A 19,248-nucleotide genomic window follows, 5' to 3' on the forward strand; every position below is an offset into this window, starting at 1 on the left:
CAGGGCTACCTTCGGCTCGCCGCCGCTTGGTGGGCGAGCGGCGACGAGCCGGCGCTGATCATGTGTTGCGAACCCGCAGGTCAGGAGGCCCAGCGCCGAAAGACACGAGTGCCCTGGTCAGGGCCGCTTTCCCTAGCACTCGATGATGTTCACCGCCAGCCCGCCCCGGGCGGTCTCCTTGTACTTGACGCTCATGTCGGCGCCGGTGTCCTTCATCGTCTTGATGACCTTGTCCAGGGACACCTTGTGGGAGCCGTCGCCGCGCATGGCCATGCGGGCCGCGGTGACCGCCTTGACCGCTGCCATGCCGTTGCGTTCGATGCAGGGGATCTGGACCAGGCCGCCGACCGGGTCGCAGGTGAGGCCGAGGTTGTGCTCCATACCGATCTCGGCCGCGTTCTCGACCTGCTCAGGGCTGCCGCCCAGGACCTCGGCGAGCGCGCCCGCCGCCATCGAGCAGGCCGAGCCGACCTCGCCCTGGCAGCCGACCTCGGCGCCGGAGATGGACGCGTTCTCCTTGAAGAGCATGCCGATCGCGCCGGCGGCGAGGAGGAAGCGGACCACCCCGTCCTCGTCGGCGCCGGGGACGAAGTTGATGTAGTAGTGCAGGACGGCCGGGATGATGCCGGCCGCGCCGTTCGTCGGGGCGGTGACCACCCGGCCGCCCGCCGCGTTCTCCTCGTTCACGGCCATCGCGTAGAGCGTGATCCACTCCATCGCGTGCGCCAGCGGGTCGCCCTCGGCGCGCAGCTGGCGCGCGGTCACGGCCGCCCTGCGCTTCACCCGGAGCCCGCCCGGCAGGATGCCCTCACGGGACATGCCGCGCGAGACGCACGCCTGCATCACCCGCCAGATGTCCAGCAGGCCCTCGCGGATCTCCTGCTCGGTGCGCCAGGCCCGCTCGTTCTCCAGCATCAGCGCGGAGATCGACAGACCTGTCTCCTTCGTCAGGCGCAGCAGCTCGTCGCCCGTGCGGAAGGGGTACTTCAGGACGGTGTCGTCCAGCACGATGCGGTCCGCGCCGACCGCGTCCTCGTCGACGACGAACCCGCCGCCGACCGAGTAGTACGTCTTGGAGAGGAGTTCGGCCCCGGACGCGTCGTAGGCCCAGAGGGTCATGCCGTTCGCGTGGTAAGGGAGCGCCTTGCGGCGGTGCAGCTTCAGGTCGTTGTCGAAGGAGAACGCGATCTCGTGTTCGCCCAGCAGGTTCAGCAGACGGGTGTCCTTGATCGCGTCGACGCGGTCGTCCGCCGTCTCGACGTCCACCGTGCGCGGGGAGGCGCCCTCCAGGCCCAGCAGCACCGCCTTCGGGGTGCCGTGGCCGTGGCCGGTCGCGCCCAGGGAGCCGTACAGCTCGGACCGTATCGAGGCGACGGACTCCAGGAGCCCCTCGTTGCGCAGCCGGTGGGCGAACATACGGGCCGCGCGCATCGGGCCGACAGTGTGGGAGCTCGACGGGCCGATGCCGATCGAGAACAGGTCGAAGACCGAGATGGCCACGGGAACTCCTTGGAAAAGGGCGGGGGCACACGCCATCGGGTGCCCCCACCAGGGAACTACTTGTTCAGACCGGGGTAAAGCGGGTGCTTCGCCGTCAGTGCCTCGACCCGGGCCTTGAGGGCCGCCGCGTCGTAGGACGGCTTCAGCGTCTCGGCGATCACGTCCGCGACCTCGGCGAAGTCCTCGGCCGTGAAACCGCGGGTGGCCAGCGCCGGGGTGCCGATCCGCAGGCCCGAGGTGACCATCGGCGGCCGCGGGTCGTTCGGGACGGCGTTGCGGTTGACCGTGATCCCGACCTCGTGGAGCCGGTCCTCGGCCTGCTGCCCGTCCAGCTCGGACTCGCGCAGGTCGACGAGGATCAGGTGGACGTCCGTACCACCGGAGAGGACGTTCACCCCGGCCTCGCGGGCGTCGGGGGCCGTGAGGCGCTCGGCGAGGATGCGCGCACCCTCCACCGTACGACGCTGCCGCTCCTTGAAGTCCTCGCTCGCGGCGACCTTGAAGGAGACCGCCTTGGCCGCGATCACGTGCTCCAGGGGACCGCCCTGGAAGCCCGGGAACACGGACGAGTTCAGCTTCTTCGCGAAGGCCTGGCGAGCGAGGATGATCCCGCCGCGCGGCCCGCCGAGCGTCTTGTGCGTCGTGGACGTGACCACGTCGGCGTACGGCACCGGGTTCTCGTGCAGCCCCGCCGCCACCAGGCCGGCGAAGTGCGCCATGTCGACCCACAGGTACGCCTCGACCTCGTCGGCGATCCGGCGGAACTCCGCGAAGTCGAGCTGGCGCGGGTACGCCGACCAGCCCGCGATGATCACCTTCGGCCGGTGCTCCTTGGCGAGCCGCTCCACCTCGGCCATGTCGACCAGGCCGGAGTCGTCGACGTGGTAGGCGACGACGTCGAACTGCTTGCCGGAGAAGTTCAGGCGCATGCCGTGGGTCAGGTGGCCGCCGTGGGCGAGGTCCAGACCCAGGATGGTGTCGCCGGGCTGGGCCAGCGCGAACAGGGCCGCCTGGTTGGCGGAGGCCCCCGAGTGCGGCTGCACGTTGGCGTACTCGGCGCCGAACAGCTCCTTCACCCGGTCGATGGCGATCTGTTCGGTGACGTCGACGTGCTCGCAGCCGCCGTAGTAGCGGCGGCCCGGGTAGCCCTCGGCGTACTTGTTGGTGAGGACCGAGCCCTGCGCCTCCATGACCGCGACCGGAGCGAAGTTCTCCGAGGCGATCATCTCCAGGGTGGACTGCTGGCGCTCCAGCTCGGCGTCGACCGCGGCGGCTACCTCGGGGTCGAGCTCGTGCAGGGGCGTGTTCAGAACGGACATCTGTTGTACGACTCCTAGGCCGGGGTCCGCGGCGGCTCTCAGCCGGCGGTGAAGGCGGTGTACTCGTCGGCGGAGAGCAGGTCGCCCGGCTCGTCCGTGACGCGCACCCTGAACAGCCAGCCGCCCTCGAAGGGGGCCGAGTTCACCAGGGACGGGTCCTCGACGACGTCCTCGTTGACCGCGGTGATCTCACCGGTGACCGGCGCGTACAGGTCGGACACGGACTTGGTCGACTCCAGCTCGCCGCAGGACTCGCCCGCGGTCACCGTGTCGCCGACCGCCGGGAGCTGGACGAAGACGACGTCACCGAGCGCGTTGGCCGCGTGCTCCGTGATGCCGACCGTCGCCACGCCGTCCTCGGCGGCCGACAGCCACTCGTGCTCCTTGCTGAAACGCAGCTGCTGGGGGTTGCTCATGGCCTGAATTCTCCTGTACTCGGGGGAGTGCTGGTGCAGGGGGTACTGCTGGAAACGTGCGTGACCAGCGGTGATGTGCGCCGGGTCACGCCCAGCGGCTACTTCTGGCGCTTGTAGAAGGGCAGCGCCACGACCTCGTACGGCTCGTGGCTGCCCCGGATGTCCACGCCGACGCCCGCCGTGCCCGGCGCCGCGTGCGCCGCGTCGACGTACGCCATGGCGATCGGCCTGCCGAGGGTGGGGGAGGGCGCTCCGGAGGTGACCTCGCCGATCACCGCGCCGGCGGCGACCACCGGGTACCCGGCGCGCGGGATGCGACGGCCCTCGGCGACCAGGCCGACGAGCACGCGCGGGGGGTTCTTCGCGGAGCGGGCGGCCGCCTCGGCGAGCGCCTCGCGCCCCACGAAGTCGCCCTCCTTCTCGAACTTCACCACCCGGCCGAGCCCGGCGTCGAAGGGGGTCAGCCCGGTGCTGAGCTCGTGCCCGTACAGCGGCATGCCCGCCTCCAGGCGCAGGGTGTCCCGGCAGGACAGGCCGCAGGGCACCAGACCGACCGGGGATCCCGCCTCGGTCAGCGCCTGCCACAGCTCCACCGCGTGCTCCGGCTTCACGAACAGTTCGAAGCCGTCCTCGCCGGTGTAGCCGGTGCGCGCGATCAGCGCCGGGACGTCGGCGACGGTGCCGGGCAGTCCGGCGTAGTACTTCAGGCCGTCCAGGTCGGCGTCGGTCAGCGACTTCAGGATCCCGGGCGACTCGGGGCCCTGGACGGCGATCAGCGCGTACGCGTCCCGGTCGTCCCGCACCTCGGCGTCGAAGCCGGCGGACCGCTCGACGAGCGCGTCGAGGACCACCTGGGCGTTGGAGGCGTTGGCGACGACCAGGTACTCCGTCTCCGCCAGCCGGTAGACGATCAGGTCGTCCAGGATGCCGCCGTCGGTCCGGCAGATCATGGTGTAGCGGGCGCGGCCCACGCCGACGGAGGCGATGTTCCCCACCAGGGCGTGGTTCAGCAGGCCGGCCGCCTGCGGGCCGGTCACGGTGATCTCGCCCATGTGGGAGAGGTCGAAGAGCCCGGCCCTGGTCCGCACGGCGACATGCTCGTCACGCTCGGAGCCGTAGCGCAGGGGCATGTCCCAGCCGGCGAAGTCGGTCATGGTCGCGCCGAGCGAGCGATGCAGGGCATCGAGCGCGGTCCGGCGGGGTTCGTTACTGCTCACGGTCGGTCGTCTCCCAAGGGCCCAGAGGGCATGACAGAACGGGCGAGGTCGTTCCTCCCCATCTGTCATCGGAACCTGAGAGGTTCGCCCTGACCACGGGAGTGATCACGGCTTGCACCTTGGGTGGAGCCACTGACACAGCGGCCCGCTTTTCAGATGTGCCTCGCCCGCGCGGTAACGGGGCCTGAGAGATTCAAGGGAGGGACTTGCTCCTTCGGCGCCCCGGTGAAGACCGGGGACTCTCCCGCGCGGATTCAAACGGCCGGTATGCAGTTGGCGCGCACATCATTGCATGCCCGGCGGACCTTTGTGACAGGGCTGTGGCGGGAAGCGAACCGAACCGCGAGACACCGTGCATTACCTTCTCTTTACATTAAGCGGGGAGAACCTTTCCTGAACCCCCGGAGAGGACGATCACGGTGACAAGGACCACGGCATACGCGACGACGTACGCGACGACGACAGGCATCGCCCTGCCCGAGCAGCCGACGGCCCCGGCCCGCGAGCGGTGCGGCGAGCTCCCGGCAAGGGTCGTCCGCGACCTGCGCGACCGCGCGGGCCGCAGCCCGCACGGCCTGCTCTTCGGCCCCCGTGACCTGGTCGTGGTCACCGGGCTGCCCGGCAGCGGCAAGTCCACCCTGATGCACCGCACCGTCCAGGGCATACGGATCGACTCCCAGGACACCCGCGACCGCTGGGACGCCCGCCTGGCCCGCTTCCTGCCGTACGCCCTCTACCGCCCGCTGGTCCGCCTCGCCCACTACGCCGGACTGCGCCGCGCCCTGCGCACCGGCGAGGGCGTGGTCGTGCACGACTGCGGTACGCAGGCCTGGGTGCGCGACTGGCTGGCCCGCGAGGCCCGCCGCCGCGACGGCACCCTGCACCTGCTCCTCCTGGACGTCACACCGGGCGCGGCACTGGACGGCCAGCGCGAGCGCGGCCGGGGCGTCTCCCGGTACGCCTTCCTGCGCCACCGCCGGTCCGCGGGCCGGCTGCTGCGCTCGGCGGAGCGGGGGGACCTGCCCGAGGGCGTCGGCTCGGCGGTGCTCCTCGACCGGGACGCGGCGGACGTGCTGCACCGGATCGCCTTCGAGTGCTGAATCGGCTGCTGGTTTTGTCGGTGTCACCCGCTAGCCTTTTCAACCTCAGCAGCGGTTTCCAGCAGGCGGTAGGCAGATGGACTTCCCGGCGGACATTCCCGCGGACTTCCCGGCACAGGCGCACCCCCACCCGCACGGCGGTTGGCCCGGCAACGAACTGGAGGAGGTGCTGTCGGCCTCCCTCGGCGTGCCCGCGGCGGCGGCCCGGCTCATCGAGGTACTGAGCCGGAGCTTCCTGTGGATCCCGTTGCCCGAGGGCGGCGGCCCGCACAGCGGTCCGCTGGACCTGCCCACCACGGAGATCGAGGGCCGGGTGTACGTCCCGGTCTTCAGCTCCGAGGAGCAGTTCCGGCTGGTGGTCGGCAACCATCTGTCGTACACGATCGCCCCCGCCGTCGAGTTCGCCCGCGGCCTGCCGCCGCAGGTCGGCGTCGCCGTGAACCCCGGGGGAGTGGTCGGCCTTCCGCTGCCGCCGGAGGCGGTCGCCGAGCTGTGCCGGTCCGGCCACACCGAACTGGACGGCCCCGCCTCGGGCGGCCGGGTCCGCCTCTTCGAGCCGGACTGGCAGGACGACCCGATGGACTTCCTCGCCGCCGCGGCGGCGGAGTTCGCGGCGGTCGGCGTGGTCGCCACGGCCCGGCGCTGCCTGGCCGCGGTCGAGACGGCCGACCCGGTGATGTTCGTGGGCGTCGAACTCTCCCAGTGGGAGGGCGACCTGAGGGCGCTGCCGTTGGAGGCGCTGGGCAAGGCGCTGGGCAGAGTCCCGGTGAAGTGGCCGGTGAACCTGGTCCTCCTGGACGTGGCGGACGACCCGGTGGCCCACTGGATGAGGGACAACGTGCGCCCCTTCTATCAATACGGTCACTGAAGGCGCCCCGTCAGGGGCGCTGGGGGTACCCCCGGCCGAAGGCTGGGGGAGGAACTGCGCGACGAGCCACGGACGACCCGCACCCGCCGACGGGCAATCGGCGCCACCCCCCTCGGCGCTTAAGCTGTCACCACACGCGGGGCAACTCTTCGAAGGGGCGGTACGACAGGTGAGCGCGAGCCTCAGCGGCAGCGTCGAGCACATGCTGCGCCAGGTGACCCCCGGGCGCTACGACGCCTACGAGGCACTCCTCCGCGCCCTCGCCACGCCCTCCTCCGGCCAGGTCTGGATGCTGCTCTGGCACGGCCAGGCCGGTTCCCCCGACGCCCAGTACGGGAACATGGAGGTCGACGGCCACGGCTACGCCCCCTGCGTGACCTCGGCCCAGGAACTGTCCGCGAGCGGCTGGAACCGGTCGTACGAAGTGGTCGAGGGCGTCGACGTGGCCCGCACCCTCTACCCCGACCACTTCGGCCTCTGGCTCAACCCGCACGCCCCGGGCGGCGGCGTCGGCATCCCGTGGCTGGACCTGCGCCGCATCGCGGCGGGCCTGGACCGCCAGCCCGCCGGTCCGCTGAGCCTGTCGGAACCGGCCATCGAGGTCCCGCAGTTCTACGCGCTGCTGTCGCAGAACGCCCACCGTACCCCCGCGGTCCGCTCCCTGCGGCGGGCCTGGGTGCAGCCGGCGCTCGGGGCGCCGTATCTCGCGATCGGGCTCGACGTGTACGACACGTCGCCGCCGGCGGTGGACTCGGTGCGGGCGATGATGCAGCAGTCGATCGGGGCGGTGCCGGACGGGTTGCCGGTGTCGACGGTCGCCATGACCGACGAGTACGACCCCGTGGTGATGTGGATGAGAGCGGCCGCGCGGCCGTTCTACGACCGTGAGGCACACGCGGCGTTGCCGCCGGCGCCGGTGGCGGGGTACGGGTATCCGCCGGCCCAGAGCGGTTACTAGGGTCGTACCGCGGCTGCGGGCCGGTGGGGGCTGAGCGCGCAGTTGCTCCCCCAGCCTTCGGCCGGGGGTACCCCAGCGCCCCTGACGGGACGCTGTCGCCAACGCAGTTGAGATGGTTCACAAGTTTTGCGTAACGATCACATTTCTCCGCGCGTAGATAGCGATGGAACGGTCCGTTCCGCCCGGTTTTACCGTTACGCCCCAACTGGGCCGCGTCCGGGGGGCGTTACCCACTGTTCGGATAACGGAATCCCTCGGACTGCATCACGGTTGCGCATACTTTCTCCGCGAGATCTGGCGGGTGATCGCGACGACGCTGAAGACTCGCCTGTCAGACATGAGGTTTAAACCTCATGATCGAGCAAGTCGACAAAGCCGCAATCCGCGGCTGGGGTAGGCCGGTCACCACCGGCGAGAGGGGTCGCTCACCGTGACCGCACCGATCGAGACCACCGGGGCGGCAGCCGAGGCACAGCCGGAGGCTGTGCTGGAGGGTGCCGGTAAGGGGCAGATCGAGGGTCGTTCCCTCGGGCAGATCGCCTGGTCCCGGTTCAAGAAGGACAAGGTGGCCGTCGCGGGCGGCGTCATCGTGATCCTGTTGATCCTCGTCGCGATCCTCGCCCGCCCGATCCAGGCCCTGTTCGGTCTCGACCCCAACGCCTTCCACCAGGAGCTGATCGACGCCAACACCTCGCTGCCGAACGGCGGCTGGGGCGGCATGAGCCTCGATCACCCCCTGGGCGTGGACCCCAAGTTCGGCCGGGACATCGCCACCCGCATCCTCGAGGGCTCCTGGGTCTCGCTGGTGGTCGCCTTCGGCTCCACCATCCTGTCGAACGTGATCGGCGCGATCCTCGGTGTCGTCGCCGGCTACTACGGCGGACGCGTGGACACGGTCATCAGCCGGCTGATGGACACCTTCCTCGCCTTCCCCCTCCTGCTGTTCGCGATCGCCATCTCCGCCACCCTCCAGGGCGGCGCGTTCGGCCTGAACGGACTGCCGCTGCACCTGAGCGTGCTCATCTTCGTCATCGGCTTCTTCAACTGGCCCTACCTGGGCCGGATCGTGCGCGGCCAGACCCTCGCCCTCAGGGAGCGCGAGTTCGTCGACGCCTCCCGCGGCATGGGCGCCAAGGGCCCGTACATCCTGTTCCGGGAGCTGATGCCCAACCTGGTCGGTCCGATCATCGTCTACTCGACGCTGCTGATCCCGACCAACATCCTCTTCGAGGCGTCCCTCAGCTTCCTCGGCGTCGGCATCCAGCCCCCGCAGGCGTCCTGGGGCGGCATGCTCCGCGAAGCGGTGACGTACTACCAGGTCGATCCCGAGTACATGATCGTGCCCGGCCTTGCAATCTTCGTGACCGTGCTGGCGTTCAACCTGCTCGGTGACGGTCTCCGCGACGCTCTCGACCCGCGCAGCCGCTGACGCCTGCTGTCACCGAGAGCCCGAAAAGTTTCCGACAATGGAGGGGATTCCGCCCATCATGCGAAGGTCAGCGCTGGCCGCGATCGCGGCCATCGGCTCCGCCACCCTGCTGGTTGCAGGGTGCAGCAAGGCCGATGACAACAAGGACGGCAACAGCGGCAGCTCCGCCGCGGCCAACGCCGCTACCAAGGGTGTCGTCAACGCGTCCGACAAGAAGGGCGGGACGGTCACCTACGAGCTGTCCGACGTCCCGGACTCGTTCGACCCCGGCAACACGTACTACGCGTACATGTACAACTTCAGCCGGCTGTACGCCCGCCCGCTGATGACGTTCGAGCCGGCCGCCGGTTCCAAGGGCAACACCCTGGTCCCGGACCTCGCCGCGAGCAAGGGCGTCTCCAGCGACGGCGGCAAGACCTGGACGTACAAGCTGCGTTCGGGCCTGAAGTACCAGGACGGCACGGCGATCACGTCCAAGGACGTCAAGTACGCCGTCGAGCGCTCCAACTTCGCGCGCGACGTGCTCTCCCTCGGCCCGAACTACTTCCAGCAGTTCCTGGTCGGCGGCGACAAGTACAAGGGTCCCTACAAGGACAAGAGCGCCAAGGGCCTCGCGTCCATCGAGACCCCGGACGACACCACGATCGTCTTCCACCTGAAGACGGCCTTCCAGGAGTTCGACTACCTGGTCGCCGCCCCGCAGACGGCCCCGGTCCCGCAGGCCAAGGACAACGGCGTCGACTACGTCAAGAACATCGTGTCCTCGGGCTCGTACCAGTTCCAGAGCTACCAGGACGGCAAGCAGGCCGTGCTGGTCCGCAACAAGAACTGGGACGCGAAGACCGACCCGCTGCGCAAGCAGCTGCCGGACAAGATCGTCGTCAACCTGAAGGTCAACGCCGAGACGATCGACAAGGACGTCCTGGCCGGCGACGCGATCGACCTCGGCGGCACGGGTGTCCAGGCCGCCACGCAGGCCCAGGTGCTCACCGACGCCAGCAAGAAGGCCAACACGGACAACACCTACGGTGGCCGTCTGGTCTACATGGCGATCAACACCAAGGTGAAGCCGTTCGACAACGTCGCCTGCCGCAAGGCCGTCGAGTACGCGATCAACAAGGTCTCGGTGCAGACCGCCGAGGGCGGCCCGATCCGCGGTGACGTCGCCTCCACCGTGCTGCCCCCGGACATCCCGGGCTACTCGAAGGCGGACGTCTACGCCACCACCGGCAACAAGGGTGACGTGGCCAAGTCCAAGGAGCAGCTGAAGGCCTGCGGCAAGAGCAGCATCAGCACCAACATCTCGGCCCGTTCGGACCGTCCGCAGGAGATCGACGCCGCCACGGCGATCATCAACTCGCTGAAGGCCGCCGGCATCAACGCCACCCTGAAGCAGTACCCGTCGGGCAAGTACTTCACCGACTACGCGGGTGTCCCGAAGTTCACCGAGCAGCAGAACATCGGCCTGATCATGATGCAGTGGGGCGCCGACTGGCCGTCCGGCTACGGCTTCCTGCAGCAGATCCTGAACGGTGAGGCCATCGGCGCCTCGGGTAACACCAACCTGTCGCAGTACAACAACAAGGCGGTCAACGACCTGCTGTCGAAGGCGATCGGTACGCAGGACGACACCGAGCGCAACAGCCTCTACACGCAGATCGACAAGCAGACCATGGACGACGCCGCCATCGTGCCGCTGACCTACTTCAAGGTCCTGCTGGCCCGTCCGACCGGCTACACCAACCTGGTCTCCTCGGCGGCCTGGAGCGGCCAGTACGACTACCTCAACATCGGCGTCGCGTCGAAGTAGCAGCCCCGGAAGGCAGGTGAAGGCATTGGTGCCCGCGGGCCGAGAGGCCCGCGGGCACCAGCGCCGATCCCCGTGATCTCGTACATCCTCCGTCGGACGCTCGCAGCGGTGATCCTGCTGCTCGTCGTCTCCGCGGTCACCTTCGCCATCTTCTTCGTGCTGCCTCGGCTGGCCGGGCAGACCGCCGACCAGTTGGCACAGCAGTACATCGGCAAGAGCCCGTCGAAGGCGGACATCGCCGCGGTCAAGCACAACCTCGGTCTGGACCAGCCCGTCTACGTCCAGTACTGGCACTTCATCAAGGGGATCGTCTCCGGCGCCACCTACGACCTGGGCCCCACCACGGTGCACTGCAACGCGCCGTGCTTCGGCTACTCCTTCAAGACCCACCAGGCGGTCTGGCCGCAGCTGACCTCCCGGCTGCCGGTGACCCTGTCGCTGGCCGCCGGCGCCGCCGTGCTGTGGCTGGTCTCCGGCGTGGCGATCGGCGTGATCTCCGCGCTGAAGCCGCGCTCCTTCTTCGACCGCGCCTTCATGGGCGTGGCCCTCGCGGGTGTCTCGCTGCCCATGTTCTTCACGGGCAACCTGGCGATCCTGCTCTTCACCTACCAGTGGCCGATCTTCGGCCGCACCTACGTCCCGTTGACCGAGAACCCGGCACAGTGGGCCAACACCCTGATCCCCGCCTGGTGCTCGCTCGCGCTCCTGTATTCGGCCATCTACGCGCGGCTCACCCGCTCGGGCATGCTGGAGACGATGAACGAGGACTACATCCGCACGGCCCGCGCCAAGGGCCTGCGGGAGCGCAAGGTCGTCGTCCGGCACGGACTGCGCGCCGCGCTCACCCCGATCATCACCGTCTTCGGCATGGACCTCGGTCTGCTGCTCGGCGGCGCGGTGATCACCGAGACCGTGTTCTCCCTGCACGGTGTCGGCCAGTACGCGGTGCAGGCCATCGACGACAACGACCTGCCCCCGATCCTCGGCGTGACCCTGCTCGCCGCCTTCTTCGTCGTGATCGCAAATCTCCTGGTGGACCTGCTCTACGCGGCCGCCGACCCGCGGGTGAGGCTCTCGTGACCGAACTCTCCAAGACCGGCGCGGCCGTGGGCGAGCCCACGCCGTCCAGCCCGTCCGACGCCTTCCTCGAAGTCCGCGACCTCAAGGTGCACTTCCCGACCGACGACGGCATCGTCAAGTCGGTCGACGGCCTCAGCTTCTCCGTGGAGAAGGGCAAGACCCTCTCCATCGTCGGCGAGTCCGGCTCCGGCAAGTCCGTCACCTCGCTGGCCGTCATGGGCCTGCACCGGCTCGGCGCCCGCGGCAAGAACGTCCGGATGTCCGGCGAGATCTGGCTGGGCGGCAAGGAGCTCGTCAGCGCCTCCCCGGACGAGGTGCGCCGGCTGCGCGGCCGCGAGATGGCGATGATCTTCCAGGACCCGCTGTCCGCGATGCACCCGTACTACAAGATCGGCGACCAGATCGTCGAGGCGTACCGGGTCCACAACAACGTCAGCAAGAAGGTCGCCCGCACCCGCGCCATCGAGATGCTCGACCGGGTCGGCATCCCCGAGCCCGCCAAGCGCGTCGACGGCTACCCGCACGAGTTCTCCGGCGGTATGCGCCAGCGCGCCATGATCGCCATGGCCCTGGTCAACAACCCCGAGCTGCTCATCGCGGACGAGCCGACCACCGCTCTCGACGTCACCGTCCAGGCGCAGATCCTCGACCTGATCCGCGACCTCCAGAAGGAGTTCGGCTCCGCGGTCGTCCTCATCACCCACGACCTGGGTGTGGTGGCCGAGATCGCCGACGACGTCCTGGTGATGTACGGCGGCCGGTGCGTGGAGCGCGGCCCGGTCGGCGAGATCTTCGAGAAGCCGCAGCACCCCTACACCTGGGGTCTGCTGGGTTCGATGCCGCGCATCGACCGCGAGACCTCCGACCGGCTCATCCCGGTCAAGGGACAGCCGCCGAGCCTCATCAACGTCCCCTCGGGCTGCGCCTTCCACCCGCGCTGCCCGTACGCGGACCTCCCCAAGGGGAACGTCACCCGCACGGTCCGCCCCGAGCTGCAGCAGGTCGACGGCGGCCACTGGTCCGCCTGCCACCTCTCGGCCGAGGACCGTACGCGGATCTGGACCGAAGAGATTGCGCCGAAGCTGTGAGCGACACGAAGAAAACCGATGAGGCGGTCGTCCCGCAGCAGGCCTCCGCTCCCGAGCAGGCGTCCGGGGACCGGGAGGTGCTGCTGAAGGTCGAGGGCCTGCAGAAGCACTTCCCGATCAAGAAGGGCATCCTGCAGCGGCAGGTGGCCGCGGTGAAGGCCGTCGACGGCATCGACTTCGAGGTGCGCAAGGGCGAGACCCTGGGCGTGGTCGGCGAGTCGGGCTGCGGCAAGTCGACCATGGGCCGGGTCATCACCCGCCTCCAGGACCCGACCGGCGGCAAGGTCACCTTCGAGGGCCAGGACATCACGCACCTGTCCACCGCGAAGATGCGTCCGCTGCGCCGCGACATCCAGATGATCTTCCAGGACCCGTACGGCTCCCTGAACCCCCGGCACACCATCGGCTCCATCGTCTCCGCGCCGTTCCGGCTGCAGGGCGTGGAGCCCGAGGGCGGGGTGAAGAAGGAGGTCCAGCGGCTCCTCGAACTGGTCGGCCTCAGCCCCGAGCACTACAACCGCTACCCGCACGAGTTCTCCGGCGGTCAGCGCCAGCGCATCGGCATCGCGAGGGCTCTGGCGCTGAAGCCGAAGCTGGTCGTCGCCGACGAGCCCGTCTCCGCCCTGGACGTCTCCATCCAGGCGCAGGTCGTCAACCTCATGGACGACCTCCAGGAGGAGCTCGGCCTCACGTACGTGATCATCGCCCACGACCTCTCCGTCGTCCGGCATGTCTCGGACCGGGTCGCGGTGATGTACCTCGGCAAGATCGTCGAACTCGCCGACAGCACCAAGCTGTACGAGACGCCGATGCACCCGTACACCAAGGCGCTGATGTCGGCGGTGCCCGTTCCGGACCCGAAGCGCCGGGGGCAGAAGAGCGAGCGCATCCTGCTCCGCGGTGACGTGCCGTCGCCGATCGCCCCGCCGTCCGGCTGCCGCTTCCACACGCGGTGCTGGAAGGCGACGCAGATCTGCAAGACCACCGAGCCGGCGCTCATCGAGCTCCGCCCGGGCCAGCGGGTCGCCTGCCACCACCCGGAGAACTTCGCCGACCAGGCCCCGCAGGACACGGTTCTGCTGACCGCGGCGAAGGAAGCGTCGGAGCTGGTGGGCGAGACGGTCCTGGAGGAGTCGGCGGAGACGTCGGCGGCGGTGGCCGCGCTGGAGGCGGAACAGAAGCAGGAGGCGGCCGCCGAGACCGCGAAGCCGGAGCCGACGGCGGAGACGCCGGAGGAGCCCGCGGCGGAGCCTGCGACGGACGAGGCCGAGCCTGCGGCGGACGAGGCCGAGACCCCGGCGGAGCCTGCGGCCGAGACTTCGGCCGACGAAGCCGAGACCCCGGCGGAGACCGAGGAGGCGGACTCCTCGGCGGAGCCGGCCGCCGAAGCCGTAGAGCCGGAGGCGGAATCCGAGTCCGAGCCGGAGACGGAGTCCGAGGCGGAGGCCGAAGCCTCCGACACCCCCGGTACCGCCGAAGCCTCCAAGGACGACTCCACAGCCAAGTCACAGAAGTCACAGGAGTCAACCGACAAGTAGCCCATGACACAACTGGGCAAAGTCATGTACATGCCTTAACGGGAGAGCGCAGAGTCGGCCGTGTCCGTCACCAGACCGGCACGCTCGAAAGGGACGACCCATGCGCCTCTCCCGTTCGGCACGTCTGGCGGCTGTCGCAACCGCGGCAGCCGCCTCCTTCGTCATCGCGGCCGCCCCCGCCCCCACCCCGGGCGCCGACGGCATCGGCGACCCCTACTTCCCCCAGCTCGGCAACGGCGGGTTCGACGCCCGGCACTACGACCTCGACGTCGCGTACGCCCCGGACACCGGCCGCCTGGACGGCCGTACCACCCTCACCGCGCGCGCCACCCAGAACCTCTCCTCCTTCGACCTCGACCTCCAGAAGCTGGACGTCACGAGAGTCGAAGTGAACGGCAGGGGCGCCGAGTTCACGCGCACCGGCGACGAGATGACCATCACCCCGAGGAACCCGCTCGCCAAGGGCCGCGACTTCACCGTCTCCGTCACCTACGGCGGGACACCCGAGCCCCTCAACGGCCCCATCGTGTTCGGCTCGGACTACGGCTGGATGAAGACCTCCGACGGAGTCTTCGTCGCCTGTGAGCCCAACGCCGCCTCCACCTGGTTCCCGTCCAGCGACCACCCCTCGGACAAGGCCACCTACGACATCCGGATCAAGGCGCCGCAGGGTCTGACCGCCGTCTCCAACGGCCGGCTCGTCTCGACGTACGACAAGGGCGGCTCGACGTACACGCACTGGCGCGAGAGCAGGCCCATGGCGACCTACCTCGCCACCGCCACCATCGGGAAGTTCGACGTGCGGACCGGGACGACCCCCTCCGGCATCCCGATCTACGTCGCCATCGACCCGACCCTCGCGAACGCCAACAGCGTCGACGTGTACGCCGTCACCGCCGCCGCCACCGACTACTGGTCGCAGCTCTTCGGGCCGTACCCCTTCGAGGAGACCGGCGCGATCGTCGACGACATGCCGGAGGCGGGGTTCTCGCTGGAGGTGCAGAGCAAGCCGGCCTACTCGGCCGTGCGCAACGAGACGACGATCGTGCACGAACTGGCCCACCAGTGGTTCGGTGACTCGGTGAGCGTGGCGCAGTGGAAGGACATCTGGCTCAACGAGGGCTTCGCCACCTACGCCCAGTGGCTGTGGGCGGAGCACCAGGGCACCAAGTCCGCCCACGACTCCTTCCTGACCGCCTACAACGCGCGGGCCGCCGACAACCCCTTCTGGGGGATCACCGTCGCCGACCCGCAGCGCGACACGATGTTCGCCTCGGCGGTCTACCAGCGCGGTGCGATGACGCTCCAGATGCTGCGCGAGCGGATCGGGGACGAGGCCTTCTTCCGGCTGCTGCCCGCCTGGACGAAGCTGCACCGCTACGGCAACGCCGACACCGCCGACTTCATCCGCCTCGCGGAGAAGATCTCAGGGCAGAACCTCGACGACCTGTTCCGGACCTGGCTGTTCACCACAGGGAAACCCGCCCTGTGAGCCTGGCTTTGTAAGGTGCACGCACCCTGACGCGTCACAATGTCAGGGTGCAGCTCCAGCAACTCTTCTCCCCCTCCGTCCAGCACACGCTCGACGTCATCGGCATCTTCGTCTTCGCGATCTCCGGCGCGCTGCTGGCCGTCCGCAAGAACTTCGACGTCTTCGGCATCGGCGTGATGGCCGAGGTCACCGCACTGGGCGGGGGGATCTTCCGGGACGTGATCATCGGGGCGGTACCCCCGGCCGCCTTCACGGACCTGGGGTACTTCATCACCCCGCTCATCGCCGCCCTGGTGGTGTGCTTCCTGCATCCGCACGTCGAGCGGATCCAGTCGGCGGTCCTGGTGTTCGACGCGGCCGGCCTCGGCCTGTTCGCCGTCAGCGGTACGACGAAGGCGTACTCCTACGGCCTCAACCTGACCGCCTCCGCCGCCCTGGGTCTGGCCACCGCGGTCGGCGGCGGTGTGCTCAGGGACGTGCTCGCCAACGAGGTTCCCTCGCTGCTGCGCTGGGACCGCGACCTGTACGCGGTCCCAGCGATCGTCGGGGCGACGACGGTGGTGCTGTGCATCCACTACGACGCGCTGACCCCGTTCACCAGCGGGCTCGCGGTGGTCACCGCTTTCGTACTGCGCCTGCTCGCGATGCGGTACCACTGGCGAGCGCCGCGTGCGTGGAATCGGCGCTCGACGGTTCGGGAGGAGTAGCCCCGCCCTTGACGTGGCTCTGGCCCATGTTGACCGTGAGCCACTCGAAGACGGTCGGCACCTGGGGCCGCCACAGCGCCATGTTGTGGCCGCCGTCGCTGCGCGGCAGGTACACCACGTGCACGGTGGTCGGCGCCTTGGCGATCTGTTCCAGCGCCACGCCGGCCTGGTAGCCGTCGCCGGACTCACCGGAGAGGTAGAGGGCGATCCGGGGCGGGGTGAGCGCCTTCTTCAGCAGTACGTAGGGGTTGTTCTCCCGGCGCACGGTGACGTTCTGCGCGGCGAGCGAGTTGCGCTCGCCGATCGGGTCGTTGTAGCCGGACAGGCTGACCGCGGCCCGGTAGCGGTCCGGGTGGGCGACGGCCAGCTTGACCGCGCAGTGCGCGCCCGCCGAGTAGCCGGCGGTGGCCCAGTCGGCGGGAGCGGCGGCGGCCCGGAAGTTGTCGGTCACCATCTTCGGCACGTCGATGCTGAGCCAGCTGTCGGCGTTGACCTGGCCCGGGATGTTGGCGCAGCCGGTGTCCACGCCGGCCAGCAGGTTGGTGCGCGGTGCGACCAGGATGAACGGCGCGACCTTCCCGCTCTTCATCAGCGGCGTCAGCTGCTGGGTCACCTTCATCGAGCCGAACCAGGCCTTGGCCGAGCCCGGGTAGCCGGGCAGCAGCTCCACCACCGGGAACTTGTGGTTCCGGTACTGCGGCTCGTTGTACTGGGGCGGCACCCAGACGTAGACCTCCGCGTTGACGCCGGAGATCCGTCCCTTGAGCTGCGTGACCTGCACCCCGCGCATCCCCGGTCCGTCGGCCGCCGTGAAGGCCTGCTTCACCTTGGGGAGGCGTTTCAGCGCTATTCCGCCGGTACCGTCGCTGCCGAGGTCGGCCGCCTGCTGGACGTGGTTGCCGGTACCGAGGAGGTCGGCCCAGTTGTCGTACAGGTTGTTCTCGTTGTTGACCAGTACGAAGATCAGCGTCACCGCCGTGGCCTGTGCGAACAGCAGCATCAGGACCCGGGCCGCGAATCGCACGGCCTTGGGTCCCCGCATCCTCGACCACAGGATGAGCGGCAGTATGAGGGCGACCACCGACAGCACGATGGTCGTGTAGAGGAACGGAGTCCCGGTGAGGCTCATGTCCCCATAGAGGGGAATTCAGGGCTCCGGGTTACGGACGTGTCCGGACACTTACTTAGAAATTGCCGGAACCTCACTCGATGGGGGGATCCCTTACCGAGGGTACCGCAGTGGGTGGTAACGTCGGGACGTGCCTTGCGAGAGCCAAGCGGGCACGGCAATCTCCTTACTTTCGGGAGACCGGGCTGGTTCCAACCCGGCTGGTGCTGATCGCGTAAGACTCGACCGTTCGCTGAGCGGACGAGCGGCGTGAGCCAGGAATCCCTCGCGCTCGCCGGGAGGGAGGGTTCAACGTCTCCGCGCACTACTCGCGGCTTTCGCCCCGGTTCGGCGTACGTTCGAATCGGGGCCCCGTGATGTGGCCGCACTCGCCACCGGCCAGGCCTCCCTCCTCCAGTACGACGAAGAGGGCCGCGAGGTCGAACGCATCCGTGTCCTCGCCTCCTACGGCGACCTCGCCGACCTCCCCGACGACGTCCGTACGACGGCGACCCCGCCCGCGTTCCCGCCCATGGACCAGTGCTTCGGCCCCGAGGACGGGCCTGCTCCGGTCGAGGGCAGCTCCGCCATTACCGACCGCCTGATGCTCAAACTGGACCCCTCCACCCTGGGCTGGGCCCTCGGCGTGCCCTCCGGCAAGGGCGAGATGCGCTCCTGGTTCGGCCTCGCCGACGGCCGCGACGCCGACCCCCTCTCCCTGCTCCTGGCGGTCGACGCGCTGCCGCCCACCGCGTTCGAGATCGGCCTCAAGGGCTGGGTCCCCACGGTCGAACTGACCGTCCATGTCCGCCACCGCCCCGCCCCGGGCCCGCTCCGCGTCTCCATCACCACCCGCAACCTGGCCGGCGGCTTCCTGGAGGAGGACGCCGAGGTCTGGGACAGCGCGGACCGCCTGGTCGCCCAGTCGCGGCAGTTGGCCCGGGTTCGTCTCGGCTGACCCGGCAGGGACCCCGTTCTGTCACGGACCTGTACCAGCGAGTAGACAGCTGTCGTTCGGGAATGGGCAGGTCAGCGCGGTGTCTTGAACCGTCCTTTACCCGAATCACAGGCTGGGGACAGTGCGGGCCCAAGTTCGCCCTAAGCGCCGTTGGTTGAGTGCCACGCCTCAGGACTCCCTCATCCTTTATGGAGTTGTCTCTCATGAAGCGTGTACGTCTCGTCCCCGCCGTGGCCCTGCTCGCCGTGTCCCCGCTGCTGCTGGCCGCGTGCGGCTCGGGCGACTCGTCGTCCTCCAGCAGCGGCAACTCCGGCTCGTCGCAGTCCTGTCAGCAGCCCTCGGGCATGCCGACCGGCAACGCGTCGGGCCGTCCGAGCGGCGCCCCCTCGGGCGCCCCCACCGGTACCGCCAAGCCGACCGGCACCCCCACCGGCATGCCCAGCGGCGGCCCCGGCGCCGGCGGCCAGGGCGGTGCCCCCGGTGGCGGTCAGGGCGGTGGCTGCGGCGGCGGCCAGGGCGGCCCCGGCGGTGGCGGCGCGGCCCCCAGCGGCACCCCGACCCAGCAGGCCCGCGTACATGACCGACACCCGGTCGGCCAGCTGCCGGACCACGGCGAGGTCGTGCGAGACCAGCAGGTACGCCGGGCCCAGCTCCCGCTTC

At 69.5% G+C, this 19,248-nt stretch carries 16 protein-coding genes, 1 pseudogene and 1 riboswitch; of the genes and pseudogenes, 12 read left to right on the forward strand and 5 right to left on the reverse strand.

All coding sequences use genetic code 11. The features are described from left to right. Nucleotides 1-132 precede the first annotated feature (132 nt). The 4 genes from AB0D85_RS47855 to gcvT all read right to left on the reverse strand — a co-directional run bounded on the left by AB0D85_RS47855 (nt 133) and on the right by gcvT (nt 4,452). Nucleotides 133-1,500 (reverse strand): L-serine ammonia-lyase, encoded by a 1,368-nt coding sequence (locus AB0D85_RS47855; RefSeq protein ID WP_362336424.1) that lies wholly within the window; start codon nt 1,498-1,500, stop codon nt 133-135. A 56-nt stretch (nt 1,501-1,556) separates the two neighbouring features. Continuing rightward, nucleotides 1,557-2,819, reverse strand: a complete 1,263-nt coding sequence (glyA, locus tag AB0D85_RS47860) for a serine hydroxymethyltransferase (protein WP_362336426.1) — start codon at nt 2,817-2,819, stop codon at nt 1,557-1,559. Between the two features lie 38 nt (nt 2,820-2,857). Continuing rightward, the gene (gcvH, locus tag AB0D85_RS47865; RefSeq protein ID WP_362336429.1) at nt 2,858-3,235 is read right to left on the reverse strand and encodes a glycine cleavage system protein GcvH; all 378 of its coding nucleotides are present in this window, start codon (nt 3,233-3,235) and stop codon (nt 2,858-2,860) included. A 98-nt stretch (nt 3,236-3,333) separates the two neighbouring features. Beyond that, the gene (gene gcvT, locus AB0D85_RS47870; protein WP_362336432.1) at nt 3,334-4,452 is read right to left on the reverse strand and encodes a glycine cleavage system aminomethyltransferase GcvT; all 1,119 of its coding nucleotides are present in this window, start codon (nt 4,450-4,452) and stop codon (nt 3,334-3,336) included. Between the two features lie 162 nt (nt 4,453-4,614). Continuing rightward, nucleotides 4,615-4,709: riboswitch (glycine riboswitch) on the reverse strand. Between the two features lie 162 nt (nt 4,710-4,871). Here gcvT and AB0D85_RS47875 point away from each other — a divergent pair. From AB0D85_RS47875 to AB0D85_RS47920, 10 genes are all read left to right on the forward strand, one after another. Next, nucleotides 4,872-5,552, forward strand: a complete 681-nt coding sequence (locus AB0D85_RS47875) for an AAA family ATPase (RefSeq protein ID WP_362336435.1) — start codon at nt 4,872-4,874, stop codon at nt 5,550-5,552. Between the two features lie 76 nt (nt 5,553-5,628). Further along, nucleotides 5,629-6,420 carry an enhanced serine sensitivity protein SseB gene (locus AB0D85_RS47880; RefSeq protein WP_362336438.1) on the forward strand — a complete coding sequence of 264 codons (792 nt, stop codon included), beginning with the start codon at nt 5,629-5,631 and terminating at the stop codon, nt 6,418-6,420. A 169-nt stretch (nt 6,421-6,589) separates the two neighbouring features. Next, complete coding sequence (locus AB0D85_RS47885; protein WP_362336441.1) at nt 6,590-7,378, forward strand: enhanced serine sensitivity protein SseB C-terminal domain-containing protein; 789 nt, start codon at nt 6,590-6,592, stop codon at nt 7,376-7,378. 430 nt (nt 7,379-7,808) lie between these two features. Continuing rightward, on the forward strand, nt 7,809-8,807 hold the full coding sequence (locus AB0D85_RS47890; RefSeq protein WP_362336444.1) for an ABC transporter permease: 999 nt from the start codon (nt 7,809-7,811) through the stop codon (nt 8,805-8,807). Between the two features lie 58 nt (nt 8,808-8,865). Beyond that, nucleotides 8,866-10,617, forward strand: a complete 1,752-nt coding sequence (locus tag AB0D85_RS47895; protein ID WP_362336447.1) for an ABC transporter substrate-binding protein — start codon at nt 8,866-8,868, stop codon at nt 10,615-10,617. A 72-nt stretch (nt 10,618-10,689) separates the two neighbouring features. After that, nucleotides 10,690-11,697 (forward strand): ABC transporter permease, encoded by a 1,008-nt coding sequence (locus AB0D85_RS47900; RefSeq protein WP_362336450.1) that lies wholly within the window; start codon nt 10,690-10,692, stop codon nt 11,695-11,697. Next, entirely contained in the window at nt 11,694-12,785 is a 1,092-nt protein-coding gene (locus AB0D85_RS47905) for an ABC transporter ATP-binding protein (RefSeq protein ID WP_362336453.1), read from the forward strand. Before AB0D85_RS47900 ends, AB0D85_RS47905 begins: the two co-directional genes overlap by 4 nt. Next, complete coding sequence (locus AB0D85_RS47910) at nt 12,782-14,323, forward strand: dipeptide ABC transporter ATP-binding protein (RefSeq protein WP_362336456.1); 1,542 nt, start codon at nt 12,782-12,784, stop codon at nt 14,321-14,323. The genes AB0D85_RS47905 and AB0D85_RS47910 overlap by 4 nt, the downstream gene beginning before the upstream one ends. A 100-nt stretch (nt 14,324-14,423) precedes the next feature. Then, nucleotides 14,424-15,815, forward strand: coding sequence for a M1 family metallopeptidase (locus tag AB0D85_RS47915; RefSeq protein WP_362336459.1), 1,392 nt, complete (start codon nt 14,424-14,426; stop codon nt 15,813-15,815). Between the two features lie 47 nt (nt 15,816-15,862). Next, on the forward strand, nt 15,863-16,522 hold the full coding sequence (locus AB0D85_RS47920) for a trimeric intracellular cation channel family protein (protein ID WP_362336462.1): 660 nt from the start codon (nt 15,863-15,865) through the stop codon (nt 16,520-16,522). Here AB0D85_RS47920 and AB0D85_RS47925 read toward each other — a convergent pair. Next, complete coding sequence (locus tag AB0D85_RS47925) at nt 16,431-17,651, reverse strand: alpha/beta hydrolase-fold protein (RefSeq protein WP_362336465.1); 1,221 nt, start codon at nt 17,649-17,651, stop codon at nt 16,431-16,433. The two genes, AB0D85_RS47920 and AB0D85_RS47925, sit on opposite strands and share 92 nt — an antisense overlap. 287 nt (nt 17,652-17,938) lie before the next feature. Between AB0D85_RS47925 and AB0D85_RS47930 the strand changes: the two are divergent. After that, nucleotides 17,939-18,588 (forward strand): annotated as a pseudogene (locus AB0D85_RS47930) (thioesterase family protein); the annotation flags it as partial. 203 nt (nt 18,589-18,791) lie between these two features. Next, the coding region (locus AB0D85_RS47935) for a hypothetical protein (RefSeq protein ID WP_362336468.1) at nt 18,792-19,248 on the forward strand (457 nt) is incomplete at its 3' end.

It is taken from the genome of Streptomyces sp. NPDC048277 (genome assembly GCF_040652235.1).
Taxonomy (GTDB): Bacteria; Actinomycetota; Actinomycetes; order Streptomycetales; family Streptomycetaceae; genus Streptomyces.